This window comes from Pantoea sp. (genome assembly GCF_032114055.1).
Lineage (GTDB): Bacteria > Pseudomonadota > Gammaproteobacteria > Enterobacterales > Enterobacteriaceae > Pantoea.
Genome location: NZ_DAMCTB010000007.1, coordinates 26,622 through 46,125, shown reverse-complemented (window position 1 = coordinate 46,125; position 19,504 = coordinate 26,622). Strand labels below are relative to the sequence as shown.

The 19,504-nt window shown below is 59.2% G+C and carries 17 protein-coding genes, 1 pseudogene and 1 riboswitch; of the genes and pseudogenes, 8 read left to right on the top strand and 10 right to left on the bottom strand.

All coding sequences use genetic code 11. The features are described from left to right. Positions 1–29 precede the first annotated feature (29 nt). Positions 30–1,862, top strand: a complete 1,833-nt coding sequence (locus RT657_RS12980) for an ABC transporter ATP-binding protein (protein ID WP_313654941.1) — start codon at positions 30–32, stop codon at positions 1,860–1,862. Here RT657_RS12980 and RT657_RS12975 read toward each other — a convergent pair. Continuing rightward, positions 1,859–2,983: a GNAT family N-acetyltransferase gene (locus tag RT657_RS12975; RefSeq protein WP_313654940.1), complete on the bottom strand. Its 1,125-nt coding sequence runs from the start codon at positions 2,981–2,983 to the stop codon at positions 1,859–1,861. The two genes, RT657_RS12980 and RT657_RS12975, sit on opposite strands and share 4 nt — an antisense overlap. 141 nt (positions 2,984–3,124) lie before the next feature. Here RT657_RS12975 and RT657_RS12970 point away from each other — a divergent pair, with 141 nt between their 5' ends. From RT657_RS12970 to RT657_RS12960, 3 genes are all read left to right on the top strand, one after another. Then, entirely contained in the window at positions 3,125–4,030 is a 906-nt protein-coding gene (locus RT657_RS12970) for a LysR family transcriptional regulator (RefSeq protein WP_313654939.1), read from the top strand. Positions 4,031–4,129: 99 nt separating this feature from the next. Further along, a complete protein-coding gene (locus RT657_RS12965; RefSeq protein WP_313654938.1) occupies positions 4,130–5,071 on the top strand; it encodes a glutathione S-transferase family protein in 942 nt (313 codons plus the stop codon). A 10-nt stretch (positions 5,072–5,081) separates the two neighbouring features. Further along, positions 5,082–5,687, top strand: a complete 606-nt coding sequence (locus RT657_RS12960; protein WP_313654937.1) for a dienelactone hydrolase family protein — start codon at positions 5,082–5,084, stop codon at positions 5,685–5,687. Here RT657_RS12960 and RT657_RS12955 read toward each other — a convergent pair. Together RT657_RS12955 and crcB are read right to left on the bottom strand one after the other, a co-directional pair. Next, on the bottom strand, positions 5,684–6,499 hold the full coding sequence (locus RT657_RS12955; protein ID WP_313654936.1) for a sugar phosphate isomerase/epimerase family protein: 816 nt from the start codon (positions 6,497–6,499) through the stop codon (positions 5,684–5,686). The genes RT657_RS12960 and RT657_RS12955 overlap by 4 nt on opposite strands. A 108-nt stretch (positions 6,500–6,607) precedes the next feature. Continuing rightward, positions 6,608–6,985 (bottom strand): fluoride efflux transporter CrcB, encoded by a 378-nt coding sequence (gene crcB / locus RT657_RS12950; protein ID WP_313654934.1) that lies wholly within the window; start codon positions 6,983–6,985, stop codon positions 6,608–6,610. Positions 6,986–7,072: 87 nt separating this feature from the next. Continuing rightward, positions 7,073–7,147: riboswitch (Fluoride riboswitch) on the bottom strand. Positions 7,148–7,264: 117 nt separating this feature from the next. Between crcB and RT657_RS12945 the strand changes: the two genes are divergently transcribed. Next, the gene (locus tag RT657_RS12945; protein ID WP_313654933.1) at positions 7,265–8,188 is read left to right on the top strand and encodes a nucleoside hydrolase; all 924 of its coding nucleotides are present in this window, start codon (positions 7,265–7,267) and stop codon (positions 8,186–8,188) included. 6 nt (positions 8,189–8,194) lie between these two features. On the opposite strand, the gene RT657_RS12940 is transcribed toward RT657_RS12945, so the two are convergent. Continuing rightward, complete coding sequence (locus RT657_RS12940; protein WP_313654931.1) at positions 8,195–9,223, bottom strand: zinc-binding alcohol dehydrogenase family protein; 1,029 nt, start codon at positions 9,221–9,223, stop codon at positions 8,195–8,197. Positions 9,224–9,360: 137 nt separating this feature from the next. Between RT657_RS12940 and RT657_RS12935 the strand changes: the two genes are divergently transcribed. Together RT657_RS12935 and RT657_RS12930 are read left to right on the top strand one after the other, a co-directional pair. Beyond that, positions 9,361–10,263 carry a GntR family transcriptional regulator gene (locus tag RT657_RS12935; protein ID WP_313654930.1) on the top strand — a complete coding sequence of 301 codons (903 nt, stop codon included), beginning with the start codon at positions 9,361–9,363 and terminating at the stop codon, positions 10,261–10,263. A gap of 170 nt (positions 10,264–10,433) precedes the next feature. Then, positions 10,434–11,786 carry an MFS transporter gene (locus tag RT657_RS12930; protein ID WP_313654929.1) on the top strand — a complete coding sequence of 451 codons (1,353 nt, stop codon included), beginning with the start codon at positions 10,434–10,436 and terminating at the stop codon, positions 11,784–11,786. Positions 11,787–11,807: 21 nt separating this feature from the next. On the opposite strand, the gene RT657_RS12925 is transcribed toward RT657_RS12930, so the two are convergent. From RT657_RS12925 to mntP, 5 genes are all read right to left on the bottom strand, one after another. After that, positions 11,808–13,199 carry a hypothetical protein gene (locus RT657_RS12925; protein ID WP_313654927.1) on the bottom strand — a complete coding sequence of 464 codons (1,392 nt, stop codon included), beginning with the start codon at positions 13,197–13,199 and terminating at the stop codon, positions 11,808–11,810. Beyond that, positions 13,192–14,103: an alpha/beta fold hydrolase gene (locus RT657_RS12920; protein WP_313654926.1), complete on the bottom strand. Its 912-nt coding sequence runs from the start codon at positions 14,101–14,103 to the stop codon at positions 13,192–13,194. Before RT657_RS12920 ends, RT657_RS12925 begins: the two co-directional genes overlap by 8 nt. Positions 14,104–14,396: 293 nt before the next feature. After that, positions 14,397–16,046 (bottom strand): methyl-accepting chemotaxis protein, encoded by a 1,650-nt coding sequence (locus RT657_RS12915; RefSeq protein ID WP_313654925.1) that lies wholly within the window; start codon positions 16,044–16,046, stop codon positions 14,397–14,399. Between the two features lie 680 nt (positions 16,047–16,726). Further along, entirely contained in the window at positions 16,727–16,804 is a 78-nt protein-coding gene (azuC, locus tag RT657_RS19595) for a stress response protein AzuC (RefSeq protein ID WP_409521002.1), read from the bottom strand. Between the two features lie 117 nt (positions 16,805–16,921). Beyond that, entirely contained in the window at positions 16,922–17,497 is a 576-nt protein-coding gene (mntP, locus tag RT657_RS12910; RefSeq protein WP_313654924.1) for a manganese efflux pump MntP, read from the bottom strand. A gap of 315 nt (positions 17,498–17,812) precedes the next feature. Between mntP and RT657_RS12905 the strand changes: the two genes are divergently transcribed. Continuing rightward, positions 17,813–18,055: a DUF1158 domain-containing protein gene (locus RT657_RS12905; RefSeq protein ID WP_313654923.1), complete on the top strand. Its 243-nt coding sequence runs from the start codon at positions 17,813–17,815 to the stop codon at positions 18,053–18,055. On the opposite strand, the pseudogene RT657_RS12900 reads toward RT657_RS12905, so the two are convergent. Beyond that, a pseudogene (locus RT657_RS12900) lies at positions 18,045–19,491 on the bottom strand (PLP-dependent aminotransferase family protein). The gene RT657_RS12905 and the pseudogene RT657_RS12900 sit on opposite strands and share 11 nt — an antisense overlap. Positions 19,492–19,504: the final 13 nt, after the last annotated feature.

The following is a 19,504-nucleotide window of genomic DNA, read 5'->3' as shown; positions in this document are numbered from 1 at the left end:
GCTCTTAACCGGACGGAAAGAGTATCACTATGTTGTATCGCCGTTTTGAACGCTTTATCAATATTTTTCATGACGCGCCTGCCGATTCGCCCCCTTCAACGGTCTGGTCGTTTTATTTCTACTATCTGCGGCAGGTCTGGCCGAGCTTTGCCGCCCTGCTGGTGGTGGGACTGGCGTCAGCCCTGATCGAAGTGTCGCTGTTCAGCTATCTGAGCCGCATCATTGACATGGTCAATCACTCCACGCCCGCTACGCTGTTCCGGGATAACTGGCCACTGCTGCTGTGGATGGCGACAGTGGCGCTGATTCTGCGGCCGGTGTTTATCGGCCTGCATGACATGCTGGTTCACCAGAGCATCAGCCCCGGCATGACCAGCATGATCCGCTGGCAGCATCACAACTACGTGCTGCGCCAGAGCCTCAACTTTTTCCAGAGCGACTTTGCCGGGCGCATCGCCCAGCGCATTATGCAGACCGGCAGTTCACTGCGTGACTCGGCGGTGCAGCTGGTGGACGCCATCTGGCATGTCCTGATCTACGCCGTCACCGCGCTGGTGCTGTTTGCTGGTGCTGACTGGCGACTGATGATCCCGCTGATTATCTGGATGGTGGCCTACAGCGCCTCGCTACGCTTCTTTGTGCCACGCGTGAAAACACGTTCGGTGGTTTCCTCAGAAGCCCGTTCGAAGCTGATGGGCACGATTGTGGATGGCTATACCAATATTGCTACCCTCAAGCTGTTTGCCCACAGCGACCTGGAACGTCAGTATGCGCGAGAGGCAATTCAGGAACAGACGGAGAAAACCCAGCACGCCGGCCGCATGGTTACCAGCATGGATCTGACCCTGTCTGCCCTCAATGGCCTGCTGATTGTCTCAACCTCCGGGCTGGCACTGTGGCTGTGGAGCCAGTCGTTAATCAGCGTCGGGGCAATTGCGCTGGCGACCGGGCTGGTGATCCGCCTGGTCAATATGTCCGGCTGGATCATGTGGGTGGTGAACGGGATCTTCGAGAATATCGGCACCGTACAGGATGGCCTGAAAACCATTGCGCAGCCGCTGAGCGTGCAGGATGCGCCGCAGGCGACGCAGCTTCAGGTAACGCGCGGTGAAATCCGCTTTGAGGATGTGCGTTTCGATTATGGCGGTGGCCGGCAGGTGATCGACGGGTTTAACCTCACTATCAGGCCTGGCGAGAAGATTGGCCTGATCGGTCCGTCAGGCGCGGGTAAGTCGACGCTGGTGAATCTGCTGCTGCGGCTCTATGACCTGAACAGCGGGCGGATTGTGATCGACGATCAGGACATCGCCGCTGTCACGCAGGAGAGTCTGCGCAGTCAGATTGGCATGATCACCCAGGACACGTCGCTGCTGCACCGCTCCATCCGTGAAAACCTGCTCTACGGGCGTCCCGACGCCAGCGACGCGGCGCTGCAGCTGGCGATTAAGCGCGCGCGCGCCGATGAGTTTATTCCGCTGCTCTCCGATGCGCAGGGCCGCATGGGGCTGGATGCACACGTCGGCGAACGCGGCGTCAAGCTCTCGGGCGGCCAGCGTCAGCGCGTAGCGATAGCCCGTGTGCTGCTGAAGGATGCACCGATTCTGATCATGGATGAAGCGACCTCGGCGCTCGACTCCGAAGTCGAGGCGGCCATTCAGGAGAGCCTGGAGTCGTTAATGCAGGGCAAAACCGTGATCGCCATTGCGCACCGCCTCTCCACTATCGCGAAGATGGATCGGCTGGTGGTGCTGGACAAAGGCGGCATTGCTGAGATGGGCAGCCACCATGAACTGCTGGCGAAAAACGGCCTCTATGCCCGGCTCTGGCAGCATCAGACCGGGGGATTTGTCGGCGTCGATTAATTGCCGCGGCGATAAGGCAAGGCGTCGCGGGCCTCTTCCGCCCAGCCGCGCACGCCTTCCCGCTCCTGCACCAGAAAATCAGCGACGGCATCACGCAGACCGGGATGCAGCAGATAGTGCCAGGAGTGAGTGAGCTGCGGCTCAAAGCCGCGCACCAGCTTGTGTTCACCCTGCGCGCCCGCATCAAACCGCGTGAGCCCCTGCTCAATCGCCAGTTCCATTCCCTGATAAAAACAGGTTTCGAAGTGCAGCCGGTCAAACTCCGCCAGGCAGCCCCAGTAGCGGCCATAGAGCGTCTGGCTGTCCCGCAGGTAAAAGGCCATCGCCGCCGGCTGCTGCTGCAGGCGAGCGATCACGACCACAATGTTCTGCGGCATCCGTTCTGCCAGCCGGCTGAAAAAGGTGCGCGTCAGATAGGGCCGCTGACCGCGCACCGCATAGGTGTTGGCGTAGCAGGTGTAGACAAAATCCCACTGATCTTCACGCAGCTGATCGCCCGGATAGCGGTCAAATACAAAGCCGCTCTGCGCCACCTGTTCGCGCTCTTTTCGCAGCTGTTTGCGCTTGCGCGACATCAGCGTATCCAGGAAGTCCTGAAAATCGCGGTAGCCGCGATTGTGCCAGTGATACTGACAACCGAGCCGCGACAGCCAGTCGGGCTGCCCGGCCAGCAGCTGGTCAGCCCGGGCATCGGTAAAGTTGATATGCGCCCCGCTCAGCCCCTGCTGTAACAGGCTCGCCGGCAGGGCCGACAGCAGCTGCGCAGCGGCGGCCGGATCCCCCAGCAGACGTGCGCCGCTGACCGGGCTGAAGGGGATCGCGCCCAGCCATTTCGGGTAGTAGCGGATACCGGCGCGCTGGCTGGCATCCGCCCAGGCGTGATCGAAAACATACTCGCCCTGTGAATGATATTTCTGATAGCCCGGCAGCGCGGCGCGGGTCACGCCCTCTTCCTGCCACAGCAGATGATCCGGCTGCCAGCCCGCCTCAGGCCGGACGCTGCCGCTCTCTTCTAACGTGAGCAGAAAGGCGTGGCGCAAAAAGGGCTGGTCATCGGGCAACAGCGCATCCCACTCGGCGGCCGGGATGGCTGCCAGTGACGTCAGGTGAATCAGCGACATGAAATACTCCAGACAGCGTCGGGCAGAGCGTCAGTCAAGCAGGTTTTCCGCCGCGGCGAAAGGGTTAAGGCACACAAAGTGAAGGCTGCATCCCCTGAACACAGCCTCTATACTGCGACTTTACCTCAGCAGGACTTCGCCATGGATCGACTCGATTGTGACCGGATGTTTGTCACGGTGCTGGAAACCGGCAGCTTTTCGGCGGCGGCGTTACGTCTCGGCACCAGCAGCAGCCAGGCCTCCAAGCTGGTGTCAAAGCTGGAGCAGCAGCTTGGTGTGCAGCTGTTTAAGCGCAGCACGCGCGCCCTGTCGCCGACCGACGTTGGCCGCAGCTACTATGAGCGGGTAAAACACCTGCTGGACGCCTTTGAGACGCTGGACGCCAGCGTGCGCGAAAGCGCCACCACCCCCACCGGCAGGCTGAAGATCAGCGCACCCGGCTCATTTGGTACAGCGGTGCTCTCTCAGGTGCTGGTCGCCTTTGCGCGGCGCTATCCACTGATTGAACTGGATGTCAGCTTTTCCGATCGGGCGGTCAATATCGTCGATGAGGGCTTTGATATGGCGATCCGGATCGGCAACCTCAGCGACAGCAGTCTGGTGGCCCGCAAGCTGGGCGAGGTGCATGTGCGCATCGCCGCCTCGCCGGTTTACCTTGAGCAGTTCGGCACCCCGCAGCACTGGCGCGACATGACACAGCACCAGTGCATTATCGACACCAATTTTCGCGATCCCTGGCACTGGCCGTTCAGCAGCAGTGATGAGAGCCGCGAGATTGTCACGGTGCCGGTCCGGGGCCGTCTGCGCTTCGCCAATACCGAAGCCTGCCTGCAGGCGGCGGTAGCCGGACTGGGAATTGCGCGCCTGCCCGGCTTTATCGCGGCCCCTGCGCTGCAGCGCGGGGAGGTTGTCCGTCTGCTGGAGAACTTCGACACCCCGCCGCTGGGCCTGTTTGCGGTCTATCCGCCTGCCCGTCACCTGCCCCATCGGGCGCGCCTGCTTATCGACTTTCTGGTCACCCACTTCACCCACTTTCCGCCCACGTAATTTCTTCCATAATGGAATAAATGATTGTCTTTATGACCGGATTATCAGTCATTTAGTCATCAGTTATGCTGCGACTCAAAATCACAGAGGAGTCGCACGATGTTAGTAGAAGGCAAATGGAGTAGTGACTGGCATCCGGTGCAGGCCACCGATAAACAGGGCGGTTTTGTTCGTCAGACGTCCGGTTTCCGGCATTTTATCAGCAGCGATGGCTCCACAGAGTTTGCCGCCGAACCCGATCGCTACCATCTCTATGTGGCGCTGATCTGCCCGTGGGCGTCGCGCGCCCTGATCGCCCGCAAACTGAAAGGGCTGACGTCGCTGATTAGCGTATCCGTCGTCGAGCCACAGCTCGGCGCGCAGGGCTGGCGCTTCGGTCATTACCCTGGCGCGCAGCCCGATCCGCTGAACAACGCGCAGTATCTGCATGAGATCTACACCCGCGTCGCGCCCGATTATACGGGCCGCGCCACCGTGCCGGTCCTGTGGGACAAGAAAACCGGCACTATCGTCAGCAATGAATCGGCGGACATCGTGCGCATGTTTAACAGCGGCTTTGGCGAACTGGCCGACAACCGTATCGATCTCTACCCGCTGGCGCTGCGTGCGGAGATTGATGCGCTGAATGAGCGTCTCTATCCGCGTCTCAACAATGGCGTTTACCGCGCGGGCTTTGCCACCACCCCGGTAAGCTACCAGGCGGCGTTCAGTGACGTCTTCAGTCAGCTTGATGAACTGGAAGCTCTGCTGGGCGATGGCCGCACCTTCCTGCTGGGTGAGCGGCTGACGGAAACCGATATCCGGCTGTTCGTCACCCTGATCCGCTTTGACGCGGCCTATCATGGCCTGTTCAAATGCAACCTGCGCCGGGTACGCGACTATACGCTGCTGAATCGCTATCTTAAGAGCATGCTGTCGGTTTCTGGCATACGCGAAACGGTCAATATCGACCATATCAAACAGGGTTATTATTCGATCAAGGCACTGAATCCGAACGGGATTGTTCCGGCAGGCCCCGATCTGAGTGAATACGGTTTTTAAAGGAGCAACGATGGCAAAGGCACTGGTGATTTTTCTGCATGGCGTGGGCAGCAATGGCGACGACCTGGCTCCGATTGGCCGTCACTGGGCGACGCTGTTGCCGGATGTGGTTTTTGCCTCTCCCAACGCCCCGGAACCTTTTCCCGTCGGCATGGGTTATCAGTGGTTCAGCCTGACGGACGTGACACCGGAAAACCGTCCGGGCCGGGTGCGGGCGGCGCGGGCCGCGTTTGACGCGACGCTGAGCGGGATTATCGCGCAGCACGGCTTCGCCGACCGCTGGCAGGATGTGGTGCTGGTCGGTTTTTCCCAGGGGTCAATCATGGCGCTGGATGCGCTGGCCTCCGGCCGTTATCCGCTGGCGGGCGTGGTCGCCTTTTCCGGCCGTCTGGCGGTTGATGGCGAACTGACGCCGCAGCCCCATGTGCCTGCACTGCTGATCCACGGTCAGGCTGATGAGGTTATCCCGTGGCAGGAGAGCGAATCTGCCGCCACACGACTCCGGGCCGCCGCAGTGCCGGTCGCGACGCAGTTTGAACCCGCCACCAGCCACACCATCTCTGCGCAGGGCGCGATGCACGCTGCCGCGTTTATCGCGCAATGCTTACAGGACTAGCCCCAGCAGCGGGTTAACGCCTGCCATGCCTTGTCCGCCGCGACGCCGGGCGGCAGGCGTTTCAGCGCATCATTGAAGACTTCAATGCCTACCGGCCCCTGATAGCCCGCGCTTTTCAGTTTATCGACAAAGCGTCTGACGTCGATTATTCCCTCGCCCGGCAGCAGACGCTGGTGTTTCGCCATCGCCATCAGGCTCTGCTTATCCTGAGCGGGAATAGCGGCCATATCGCAGAGCTGCACTTCATAAATGCGGTCGGCAGGGATGCCGTCCAGCTGCGAGGCATCGCCGCCCCGTGCGCAGATATGGAACAGATCGACCACCAGCCCGATGTTGGGCTGATCGAGCCGCTGCAGTCGCTGCCACGCCAGCGGCAGGGTGTTATCTACGCTGCACCACGCCATAGGTTCATACATGATGCGCATGTTGTGACGCGCGGCTTCCGACGCCATCCAGCGCAGGTCATCATCAATCTGATCGGCGCAACAATCCTCACGGGTGGTGGCCGGGGCCTGTATGGTGTCGCAGCCCAGTGCCTGAGCCATCTGAATAAACTGCCGCAGCTCGTCGCGCTTCTCTGCGCGCAGCTCACCGGGCGCGCCGCTGAAATCACGCAGCACCTGAAGGTTGGTAAAGCCTGGCCCCTGCTGTGCGGCGATCGCCGCCAGCGCCGCCGCGCCGCCGCTGTGCGCCTCAACATCTTCGCGCCAAATCTCTACCTGATCGAAACCGGCGTCACGCGCCGCCTGCAGCTTCTGACAGGGTTCACCGCTCAACAGCACCAGGTTAAGGAAGGTCGGTTGGGTTTGCATGGCTCTGCTCCTTAGTCCGGAATAATCGGTGAGTTCAGGCTCCGCGCACGCTGCGCGTCACCTGAATCCCCTCTGATCTCTGACGCGTCGCGGCCCGCTTATCGCCGGTCAGCTCAGCAGCGTTACCAGCGCAAAACCGGCAAACGCCATCAGCAGCGAGCCAATCACATGCACCAGCGCACTGGTCATCGCCCAGAGATACTTCCCTGATTGTAGCAAGCCCATTAATTCTGCCGTGAAAGAGGAGAAGGTCGTCAGCCCGCCGCACAGTCCGGTGACGATCAGCAGTTTCCAGACCGGGTCGATATCGGGATGGCGGACAAACCAGGCCATCGCCCCGCCGATCACCACACCGCCGATCAGATTCACCAGCAGGGTGCCGGGTGGCAGATTAGGAAAGAGTGCATTAAAGCGCACCGAGAAGAACCAGCGCAGCACACAGCCGGCTGAGCCGCCGATCATCACAGCCAGTAAGGGTTTCAACATATTCTGCTCCTGATTGCAGATTCACGCCGGGCTGAGGGGAAAGGCAGAGATATACAGCGCCTGACACCTCCGCTCCCGCGAAAGGATTGAGTGTCAGGCGTCATCAGCCGGTGTAAGCCCACCGGCGGTTGGGAAAGGTGGTACGCCATCACCTTGCGCCGCTGATGATACGACGCCGGTCTGCGGCTGGCAAGCGAACGCACAGGGCGGCTGAATTGCTTGACGGCGGCGCGGCTGACGGGGTAATGCTGATGCTTTACAGCCTGTTGCGGAGATCCCATGCGTACCCTGATTTTTGACACTGATATCGGCGTGGATGACGCCTTTGCGCTGGCCTACGCGGCGCGAACGCAGCATCTGCTGGGGATTACCACGGTATTCGGCAATGTGCCGGTGGGTCAGGCGGTGAAAAACGCCCGGCTGTTTTGCGAAAAAATGGCGATTGAGGCGGAGGTTTACCGCGGCTGTTCACGGCCGCTGGCACTGGCCCCCTCTGCACCCGCTGCGCTGCACGGTCAGGACGGTCTGGGCGATGCCTTTGAAAATGCGTACAGCGACCAGGCACCAGGTGCGGTGCAGTTTATTATCGACAGCGTACGGGCACAGCCGCATCAGATTACGCTGGTGGCGATAGGGCCGCTGACCAATATCGCCACGGCCATCAATCAGGCGCCGGATATCATTCCGCTGGTGAAGGAGCTGGTGATTATGGGGGGTGCCTTTGGTACCGATGGCCACAGCGGCAATGTGACGCCCTTCAGTGAATTCAATATCTGGAAAGATCCGCACGCCGCCGATCAGGTGCTCGCCTCGGCGCTGAAGGTGGTGGTGATCCCACTGGACGTCACGCATAAGGTATTAATCAGCAGCGACGATGTGGAGCGTCTGAATCAGCCGGTGCTGAGTGCCATCTGTCGCCCTTATCTGGCTTATAGCCTGGCGAAAGAGGGATTCAGCGGCATGGCGCTGCACGATACCCTGGCGGTGGCATGGCTGACCCTGCCCCAGGCCTTCACCCTCACCGAAAGCCCGCTACGGGTGATCACAGAGGGCATCGCCTGCGGCCAGACGGTGCGCAGGCTGAGCGCGCTCGCCTCACGAGCCGATCCGTTTGCCGGTCTGCCCGCCAAGCAGGTGGCGCTCGCCGTGGACGCGGATGCGGTGCGGGCGCACTTTTTTGAAACCCTGACCGCCGCGCCCTGACGCCCGTTAGCGGTCGAAATGGATCACGCCTTTGATCAGTTCACGGTTGTTGATCACCTGCGCTTCAAACGTTTCATCCAGCGTCGAGAAGGCCAGGTGATGATTCAGCATCATGTCGGCGCGTAACTGGCCGCTGGCCATCAGCGTACACACCCGGTCAAAATCCTCGCGGGTGGCGTTGCGGCTGCCCATCAGCGTGGTCTCTTTCTTGTGAAATTCACTGTCCGGGATCACCAGATCGCCTTTGTGCAGGCCGACATAGACGACAGTGCCGCCGTGCCGCATCAGGTTAACCGCATTGTTCATCGCGGCCGGGTTGCCCGTGGCGTCAATCACCTTCAGCGCCAGCCGGCCACCAAACTGTTCGCGCAGCGCCGCAATAAATGTCTCTTCAGCCGGATTAAGTGCGGTCAGGCCAAGCCGATCGGTGACATGCTGGCGACGACATTCGCTGGTATCCGCTACCACTACCTGTGCGCCGCTGGCGGCCGCAATGGCGGCAACGCCCAGCCCGATCGGCCCGGCACCGACCACCAGCACCTGCTCATCCGCCACTACCGCGGCACGCCGTACCGCATGGGCGCTGATGGCGAACGGCTCAATCAGCGCGGCCGCCTCTGGTGCCACCTCATCAACAGCCAGTAACGTACTGACCGGCACGCTCAGGTAGTCGCTGAAGCCGCCATCCTGATGCACGCCAATCACGGAAATCTGCTCACAGCAGTTGGTGCGGCCGCTCTGGCAGGCGTCGCACGTCAGGCAGGAGATGTAAGGCATCAGTGCCACCCGCTGGCCCGGCTGCACACCCTCAGCGCCACTGCCCAGCGCCACCACTTCTGCACAGATTTCATGACCCAGCACACGCGGATAGCTGAAAAACGGCTGATTGCCGGACCAGGCGTGAATATCCGTGCCGCAGATCCCGGCGGTCAGGATCTTAATCAGCGCCTCGCCAGCGGCGGGTGTCGGCAGGTCGCGGCGGGCCCATACCATTCTGCGGGGTTCTGCGATGAGCAGAGCTTTCATTGTTGTCATGGTGATTCTCCGGTTGTCCTGCAGGCAGTTAGGGCGAATCCGCTACGCCGCGCAGCGCCGGTCTGCGGGAAGTGTGAAGCACGACGATTTTTTTGGGCTTTGAATGGTTTTTAATGCATAAAAAACCGGAGAGTGCGATGAGCCGCAGTCAGAATTTGCGTCAGAACGTCATTAACCAGATGCTTGAAAGTATTGCGCAGCATCACATCCGTTCTCCCCTGCCACCGCAGGCGGCACTGGCCGAGATGTTTAATATCAGCCGCACCACGGTGCGCCATACCCTGCACTATCTGCATCAGCGTGGCGTACTCGACAAGGTGGCACAGACTTACGTGATCGTACGCGAACCCTGTGAAGATGACCGCTTCAGTGCTTTAACGCCGCCGGTTGAGCAGCAGGCCAGCCACGTCGAACAGATGTTTTTTAACCTGATTAACCAGCGGCAACTGGTGCCCGGTGACACTTTCAGCGAACTGCAGCTGGCGCAGCAGGTTAAGGTCAGTCCGGTAGTCGTCCGCGAGTTTCTGCTGCGCTTTATGCGCTATGACCTGCTGGAACCGGTCCGGCGGGGTCAGTGGCGGATGAAAAAATTCACTCAGGATTACGCAGAGAAGCTGTTTGAACTGCGCGAAATGCTGGAAACCCACGCCCTGAGCCGCTTTCTGAATCTGCCCGCCAGCGATGAGCGCTGGGTGCAGGCGCGGGATCTGCTGGATCGTCATCGATCGATGCGCGACACCATCGCCAGCAACTATCGCCACTTTGCGGCGCTTGACCGGCAGATGCACTCGCTGATCCTGTCTGCCGCCAACAACCCCTTTTTTAATCAGTCGCTGGAGATTATCTCCGTGATCTTTCACTCGCATTATCAGTGGGATGAGAGCGATCTGAAGCAGCGCAACATTGTAGCGCTGGAGGAGCACATGGCGATTCTGACTGCGCTGATTGGGCGTCAGGATATCGACGCGCTTTGTGCCTTACATAGCCATCTGGCTACGGCCAAAACCTCCATGGTCCGTTCTATCGGCCAGTACAATTAAAAACCGATTAAAAACCGCAAAGCATTAGCTCCCGCACGATTCAGAAACATCTATGCAACATCCTTATCTCTTTGCTTCTAGTCTCGACTTCAACGTCACGGCGGCCGCTTGCCGCTGCGCGCAGACCCCTTCTCACCATAACGATAAGTACCCAGTTTCGGGAGAGTGCAATGGAAAAGACCTCAGTAACCGGCCGCGACCGCGCAGCCGGTGAGATGACACCAGACCAGGATTTCGTGCCGATGCGCAGCGACGTGGTGCGCTCCCCGCGTATCCGCAAGGTGCAGGTAACAGCGATGCTGCTGCTGTTGTTCGCGGCCATCATCAACTATCTGGACCGCAGCTCGCTGTCCGTGGCGAACCTGACGATTCGCGATGAGATGGGGCTGAGCGCCACCGAAATCGGCGTGCTGCTCTCCGCCTTTTCGCTCGCCTACGGGCTGGCGCAGCTGCCGTGCGGTGCGCTGCTGGATCGCAAAGGGCCGCGCATTATGCTCGGCATCGGCATGTTTATCTGGTCGCTGTTCCAGGCCGCCTCTGGCCTGGTACATAACTTCACGCAGTTCGTACTGGTCCGCATCGGCCTCGGCATTGGCGAAGCGCCGATGAATCCGTGTGGCGTGAAAGTGATTAACGACTGGTTCAACATCAAAGATCGCGGCATGCCGATGGGGATGTTTAATGCGGCATCGATGATTGGGCTGTCGGTAGCACCACCAATCCTGGCGGCAATGATGCTGGTGATGGGCTGGCGAGGCATGTTTGTCACCATCGGTATCCTCGGCATGTTCCTCGCCATCGGCTGGTATATGATTTACCGCGATCGCGACAACAACACCCTGAGCGCCGAAGAGATCCACTATCTGCAGGCGGGCAGCGTGGCGTCACGCAAAGAGCCGATCAGCTTCAGAGAGTGGCGCGGCCTGTTTAAACAGCGCACCATGTGGGGCATGATGATTGGCTTCAGCGGCATCAACTATACCGCATGGCTCTATATCGCCTGGCTGCCGGGCTATCTGCAGTCCACCTATCACCTTGATCTGAAAAGCACCGGCCTGCTGGCGGCGATTCCGTTCCTGTTTGGTGCGGCGGGCATGCTGCTGAATGGCTATGTGGTTGACGCGCTGGTGCGTCGCGGCTTCAACGCGGTGAAAACCCGTAAAGTCTGCATCGTCAGTGGGATGCTGCTCTCAGCCGGATTTACCGCCGTGGTGACCCGTGCCACCGACACCACCAGCGCCGTGACGCTGATTGGAATGGCGCTGTTCTGCATCCATTTCGCTGGCACGTCATGCTGGGGATTGATCCACGCCAATGTTACCGCCCGCATGACCGCGTCGGTCGGCAGCATCCAGAACTTTGCCAGCTTTATCTTCGCCTCGTTCGCGCCGGTCATCACCGGCTGGGTACTCGATACCACGAAATCCTTCAGCCTGGCGCTGATGATTTGCGCCTGCGTGACGCTGGTCGGCGCACTCGCCTACCTGCTGCTGGTGCGCCAGCCGATTACCGACGGCGACTAGTCGCCGCTGACGGCGCGGCGGCTACGTCAGCGCCGTCAGGGTCACGCCATATTTCGCGCCATAACGCTTAATACCCGCCACGACCTTCTCCGTGCTGAGCGGCGGCGGCGGCGGCAACAGTGCGGCCCGTTCGCGCAATGCCGAGTCGAAGCGGGAGAAGGTCGCGAAATCACGCGGGAACCGTTCTTCATCCACCCCGATAAAGACCCCCTCATCGCGGGCATGGGCGAGCAGCGTCCGCCAGCGATCAATCTCCGCCAGCCCGATGCTCTCCGTGCCGTGAGAAAAGAGCATCATGTCGATATTGCGGAACGGCGGCTGTTTTTCGAGGAAGCGTTGCAGCGCCGCAGCGGAGGGTTCAGTGCAGAACACCAGCCAGAATGGTATCGCCTGCTGCTGCTGCGTACACCATGGGTCCATCAGCAGGAAGCTGTCCACCGTCAGCCGGGTGGGTAAAATGCCTGCCGCCAGATACCAGTCGCGGTAGATCTCTGCTACCACATAACTCATCGCCTCCGGGTCTTCATAACGAATCTCCATCAGCGTCCAGCTCTGTGCCGCCGCCAGTTTTTTCAGCGGTGAGATGAGGTAGCCATCAAGTCCCCACTCCGCTTCCGGCACGTGATCGGTGATAGCGGGTGGCGTCCAGCGCTCCCGGTCAACGCCGTAACGGGCAAGGTATTCCGCGACTCTCGGCCCGCCCTGCAGATACTCTTTTTCCGTGGCACCGCCGAGCGCGCCGAACTGGAAGAACGAGCGGTCGCTGGTGCGCGTCACCGGCCACTGACGGGTGCAGTGATTGATAAACAGCGTCGATCCGGCCGGCAGGCTGCCCATCAGAAATTCGTTGAAGGCCAGCGGCAGGTCACGCAGTTTCAGCCGGAAATAGCGCATCTGGTCCAGCATCAGGCGATCCTGATTCGGGTCATGCATGTGGTGAACCGCCAGCCGCGGCCAGGCGGCCAGCAGTGCCGCGGCAATCTCTTTGCCCTGCTCAAAACTCGCCATTGCATCGTCAGGATCGCTGCCGGACGCCCGGACAGGACAGAGAAAGGTCTGCGGCAGCCAGGGCACGCTCATCGCCGACGCCAGATGCACCAGCGCCCCGTTCGATGAACCAATAAAGGCGGCCGGATATGCCTGCTGGGGATATTCGCTCACCATCCACTCGGCAATCCCTTCCATATCCAGCTCGCCCGCCTGATGCAGGCTGATCCCCTCGGCCAGGCCGCCCAGCGCATAGCCCCACTCACGCAGCCCGGTGGGCAGACGGTTCAGCGAGGGCAGCAGGCGATCCAGCGTCGGTGACTGGCTGGGACTGGTAAAGGGACGATCGTGAAGCGCATTGGCCAGTGCCAGCAGCATGGCGGCCGCAGAGTCAAAACGGGCAATGCCTTTGGGCGGTTTACTCATGCTGATTCTCCTGCTGGATACGCGCCAGGAAGGGGCGGATGGCGTTGCAGAAACTCCACGGATAGACGTAGTGCAGCGTGTGGGTGCCGTCGCGCAGCGTCAGACGTTCACTGCGCGGCATCAGCGCGGCAAGTTCATCCAGCCAGCGCGCCGGACAGATCGGATCGCGCGAGCCGCGCAGCAGCAGCGTGGGGGCAGTGATGTAGGTGAGGCGATGCTCAATGTGATCCCGCATCATGGCACGTATCGTGCCAAAGGCGCGCCACAGCCCTGCCTTAGCATAATCAATGCGGGCCAGCGGCCCCGGTGGCCGGCGTGTTTCCAGTCGTCCATTGCGCCAGCTACGCCAGAGCTGACGCGGCAGGCTGCGGGCGTGACGATCAACCGTTGGCCCCTGCAGCACCAGCCCGGCCACTGCCTGAGGATGTTTCACCGCCAGCGCCGCCAGAATCTGACAGCCGAACGAATTCCCGACCCAGATGGCACGCTGAAAACCGTTATGCTGCAACCAGAGCCAGAGCACGTCCGCCTGTTGATCCACTGACATCAGGGGGGCTGACGCTGGCAGCGCACTGGCGCCGAAACCTGGCAGATCCGGCACCAGCACGTGGTAGTCGCGACCCAGCGCCAGCGCCAGCGGCTCCATAGCCCGGCCCGACATCACCAGACCATGGATCAGCACCACCGGCAGACCCTGATCGTCGTTTGGCGTGACGCGGGTAAACATGCGCCAGTCGCCAATCTGCTGAAAGTAACCGGCCAGTCCGGCGTGATGACTGCGCGGCGACACTGGCGGCGTCTGCTTCAGCGCCTGCCAGCGTTTCATGCCCCATAGCGTCGCCGCCAGACCCAACCCCACGCCTGCCACAATCGCTGCCTGTTTTCGTCGATGCTTCTGAATCATCCGCTGCTCCTGATTGGGGGAGAATAATTCAGTGTAGGCCGGGATCGAACAGGCGGCGGGTTTATGGTGGGTTAGTCGGGATTAGGGCAATGAGTTTTGGCAGGGGAATTCAGTTCCTGTATGGAATAAGGCTTGTCCGCTAAGAACAGGGAGTGAAAATTCGCAATTTTCAATGTGGGTTGCCCGCCTGTCGCCGGAACATTCGGGATAACTTACTTTCCTCTCCCGGCCGGACTGCAGCAAAAAGGGCCTCTGCAAGCCCTTTACTTAATCAGAAAACCGTTAAGTCCTTCTCAGAAACTTTGCCAGTTGTCATTGCCCGCAACGGCAACGGCAGGAACCGGGCGCCGGACGGCCGCGACCGGTGCGGGAAGATCAGAGGGGCGGGCTGTCACACGGGACGCTGAGAGGGTAAACGTGTTTACCAGTTGATTGAGCGCTGCAGCCTGCTCCATCAGAGAGCGTGAGGCCGCAGAAGCCTCTTCAACGAGCGCGGCATTCTGCTGTGTTACGTCGTCCATCTGATTGACGGCCTGATGCACCTGCCCTATTCCCTGAGACTGCTCACTGGCCGCCACGGATATCTCATCCACAAGGTCAGTGACCTGGCGCACGGCATCGTTCATTCTGGATATGTTTTCCCCTACGCCTTCTGCCTGAGCAGAGCCGGCTTCAACGAAGCCCATTGATGATTCAATCAGCTCCTTGATTTCGCGTGCCGAAGATGAGGATCGCTGTGCAAGATTGCGGACTTCACCAGCCACGACGGCAAAACCACGGCCCTGCTCTCCGGCACGGGCCGCTTCAACCGCAGCGTTCAGGGCGAGGATATTGGTCTGAAAAGCAATTCCTTCAATCAGCGCGATAATGTCAGTGATTTTCGCTGAGCTTCCTCTGATATCGCCCATTGTCGACAGGAGTGTGCGAACGCGACCGGCACTGTCTTCTGAGATCTCATGTGCATTCTTCGCCAGCTGGCTGGCCAGACGGGTGTTTTCAGCGGTCTGGCGAACCGTCTCGCTCAGCTCAGACATGCTTGCAGCAGTCTGCTCCAGGGAGGCCGCCTGTTCCTCGGTGCGCGATGAGAGGTCTTCGTTACCCGCTGTTATCTGTGCTGACGCAGAGCTGACGGACTGGGCTGACGCTTCAACTTTTGACAGTGATAAGGATACGTTTTCAACCAGATGGTTAAATGCCCGGGCCGTCATGCCGATTTCATCCTTGCGGGACGCGTCAACCCGGAGTGTCAGGTCAAGCTTTTCGCTGGCACTTTCCATCGTTTCACGCATACCGTTAAGCTGGCCCCGGATGCCAAAAATAGTCCTGAGTGCAAAGAAAGCCAGCGTGATGATGGCCAGCGCTGAACCGCCGATCAGACTCCACACTGTCATTTTATAGGTTCTGTCATTTTCTTTACGCAGGCTGTTGCTGACGTCTACATTGAACTTCAGTTGCTTCTGATAACCCGCAATCAACTGACGTGCAGCTTCACCAATGCCATCGCTTCCCTGAAGCGCTCCCAGTGCTACGGCATCATTCTGAGCCCGTGAGCCTGCCAGGAATGCCGGAAGCGTGGATTCAATGCGTTTCAGAATGGTGAAGGCCGACTCGGTCATCTGGCGGTCCTCTTCATTAGAAACGTCGTTCTTCAGGTAGTATTCGTTCAGTGAAGTAATGTTTCTGATGGTCGCGTCAATCTGCTTCTCAATGTCGGCCTGCCGCCGCGGCTCCGTTGCGCTCTGATGGCGGTAGAGCCAGATAATAAGGGAGTTACTTCCGTCGACCATTTTACCGATGTCCAGCAGCGACGGAACGGTATTCTCCTGAACGTACTGAAAGCGGGTCTGAAATCCTCCGGCAACGATCACTGCCACGATGACCATCGTGACCAGTGCTGCCGAAAGGAGCGAAAAGGTGAGCAGTAATCGCTGTGCAATTGTCATCTTTATTTCCTGCCGTTATAAGTCATTGATCTATTAAAAATTTTCTATAAACCAAACTTCCAGCTTATTTATCGGCAAAAAAAAGAAATTAATTATACAAAAGGAAGGCTATCGATTTAGTGAAATGTAAATGTTCATAAAATAATAATTTTTTCAATTTTTTCCGGAAACAAATCGCCTGAAATTCTGACCGCTCGCTGAATAAGCGCATGATACAGAAAAGACCCGCTGGCGGGTAAGGAAGACTGAGCCATCTCACTGCCAGCGCAGTAGCCAGCAGCTGAGAAAGTACAGTGGCGTACAAAAAACTCCCGCAATGCTCTGCAGATGGCTCTGAAAGGGTTAAAGGTCTGCGACCGGAAAGTGGTGAGGAAGCCGATAAATTCCAGCAATAACATCCCGCAGCTGGAGCTGTTAATAAAAATTAATCTGCATTTCACCTGAGTATTCAGGCGGCCAGCCTCTTTTTTTACAAAGCCTCTTTTCAGGCATAACTCAGCCCATTGTTATGAAGTTCCGCTTCTGGCACAAAGCGAAAAGCTGATAATCAGAGGAGTGGCAGCAGAACAGTTGCATCAGAAGCGCGTACAGGCGGGATTTAATCAGAAAGAGCAAAAGCAAAGGATGATAATCACCGGTCTGTCCCTGACCGCGATTATCGAGGGTTTCCTGCGGGGTGTTTAGCTCATGGCACCCGGCGGTACGTGTCTGAACGTCGCAACATAAGCGCGGAACACGTATTTGAAAATGCGTTTCATGCAGCACCTGATTCAAATTTAGTTGAAGATATACTGAAAAAGTATAGCCGCTGCGCGTTTTAACAGCAAATAAATTTGAACCAGATCACAAAAAAGGCCGCTTATAGGTCAACAGCCCTACGCCATATAGCCGAGATGCTCTAACAGGATGGTAGAGCCAATTGCAATCAGCACCACGCCGCCCAGCACTTCCGCCCATTTGCCCAGAACCGGGCCAATAAAGCGTCCAACCAGCACCCCGGTCGTTGCCATCACGGTGGTCGCGGCGCCGATAGTCAGTGCGGTGGTCACGATGTTTACCTGTAAGAAAGCCAGACCGACGCCGACGGCGAGCGCATCGAGGCTGGTCGCCACGGCGGTGGTGGCCAGCACCATAAAGCCATGGCTTTGCGGCGCTTCACAGGGCTCTGCAACCGCTGTCTGACGCAAGCCTTCCATCATCATGCGGCCACCCAGAAACGCCAGCAGACTAAAAGCTACCCAGTGATCCCACGCCATAATGTAACGGCTGGCAGCCAGTCCAAGTGCCCAGCCAATCAACGGGGTTAACGCTTCGATAGAGCCAAAAATCAGACCGGTACGCAGTGCTTCTTTAAAACCAGGACGATGCAGGGTGGCACCTTTGCCCAGGGCAGCAGCAAATGCATCCATCGACATGCCAAGCGCAAGAATCAGAGTAGCAATAAAGGTCATGATTTATTCACCTGGGGCGAAAAAGCGGCAATTCACGCTGAATTCACCACACAAAGTGTTCAGTTATAAAAAAGTGGGCGCAGTCTACCATGCAAACCGGAAGATAAAAAGACAGTAAAATCATGGATTTAAGTATAGCAAAGGCTATAACTCTTATCATTCGCTATAGATGGCGCTAAGTCGATGGCAGCAAAGCGTTTTCTGCGCTTTCCGCTGCCAGTTCTGCCCTGCCTGTGGCCCTGCTTCACGACGCTGCCATTGAACCGCGCCGCCGATTACCGGAAAATGTCGGGCTGATAAACAAGGGAACCGGTTATGAATAACCCTTTTGAAACGTTGATCGTGCCGGGTGGCATTTTGCTGCTGGGCTTTCTTTCGGCACTGCTGCTGCCTGCGCCCGCTTTCAGCCTGACGGTGGCACAGCATCTGTTGCAGATATTTCATCTGCAGGATCTGAATCAGCTCTACACGGTGGTGTTTTGCGTCTGGTTTTTGGTACTGGGCGCACTGGAATTTTTTGTGATCCGTTTTGTCTGGCGTCGCTGGTTCAGGGTCTGACGGCACAATGCGCGTCCACCAGCGCTTTTAATTGTGCGGCGCTGCGGGCGTAACCGTCACGCGGCAGATGGGCCGCGCCCAGTAACAGGCCTGCACAGTGCTGAGCCGCATCCTGATACCAGGCTGACAGCGGCGAAGGCGCCAGCCCCCACTCTGCCGCCTGTTGAGCAATAAGCTGATCCGGGGAACCCGCGGGCAGGCGGACCATTACCGCCAGCCCTGCACGCTGCAGGTCCGGAAAATGAGGCTGCAGCGCGGCGACCATCTTTTCCAGCCGATCGTGATACACCCGCTTCATCCGCCGCAGATGCCGCATGAAGTGACCTTCCCGCAGAAACGCCGCGACCGCATTGTGCAGCAATCCTGCCGATGCCGGCGCGAGTAACGCGCACACCTCACCGAATCGGGCGGTCAGTGCGGGCGGCACCACCACAAAACCGAGCCGCAGCTGCGGCGTCAGCGTCTTGCTGAATGTGCCGATATGCAGGACCCGCCCCTCGCGGTCGAGTGCGGCTAACGCAGGCGCGGCGCGATGACCCGGCTGGAGCTCACCCAGATAGTCATCTTCAATAATCCATCGCTGTTCGCGGCTGGCCCAGTCAAGCAGAGCATGGCGGCGCACCAGGCTCATCGTCATACCCAGCGGTGCCTGCTGGCCCGGTGTCACCAGCGCGAAGGCGGCCTCCGGCGCACGCGTCATTCCGACAGCGACCTGCATCCCCCTCTTCATCAACAGGTACCCCAACCGGCCTGACCCGCAGCGCTTCCACCGCGCCGCGCGCCCGCCAGAATCCGGGATCTTCCAGCCACGCGGTTTTGCCCTGAAAATCCATCGCCAGGCCAATCAGGCCCATCGCACCTGCATAGCCACTGGTAATAATGATCTGGTCTGCCTGACAGCGCAGACCGCGCGCCACGGCCAGATAGGCCACAAGCGCCTGACGCAGTGCCAGGCTACCACGGGGATCGGGATAGCTGGCTGGTCGGCTTACCTGCATTCGCGCCTGCCGCTGCAGGATGCGCAGCCAGACTTTGGCCGGAAACGCATCACTGGCGGGCGTCCCCATCTGGAAGGTCAACGGCGGCACATCAAAGACCTCGATCGCCTCAGAACAGGGCGGAGGGCACACGGCGTCAGCGCGAGCCGGTTTTAAGGGCGGCAAGGCGCTGACAAAGGTGCCCGCCGCGCCCCGCGTCTCCAGAAACTGACCATCAGCCAGCATGTCATAACTGGCACGGACGGTACCGCGAGCAACGCCGAGTTGTGCGGCCAGATCGCGGCAGGAAGGCAGACGTGCCCCAGGCTGTAAACGTCCTTCCCCAATCGCCTGCTCAATCAGCAGGCGTAGCTGTTCGCTAAGCCCACGTGACGCACCCCGTTGCAGCATCAGCGAGGAAAGGGGCGATGGACCAGTCAGACTCTCATTTTTTGGCACTTTATCTGCTCCA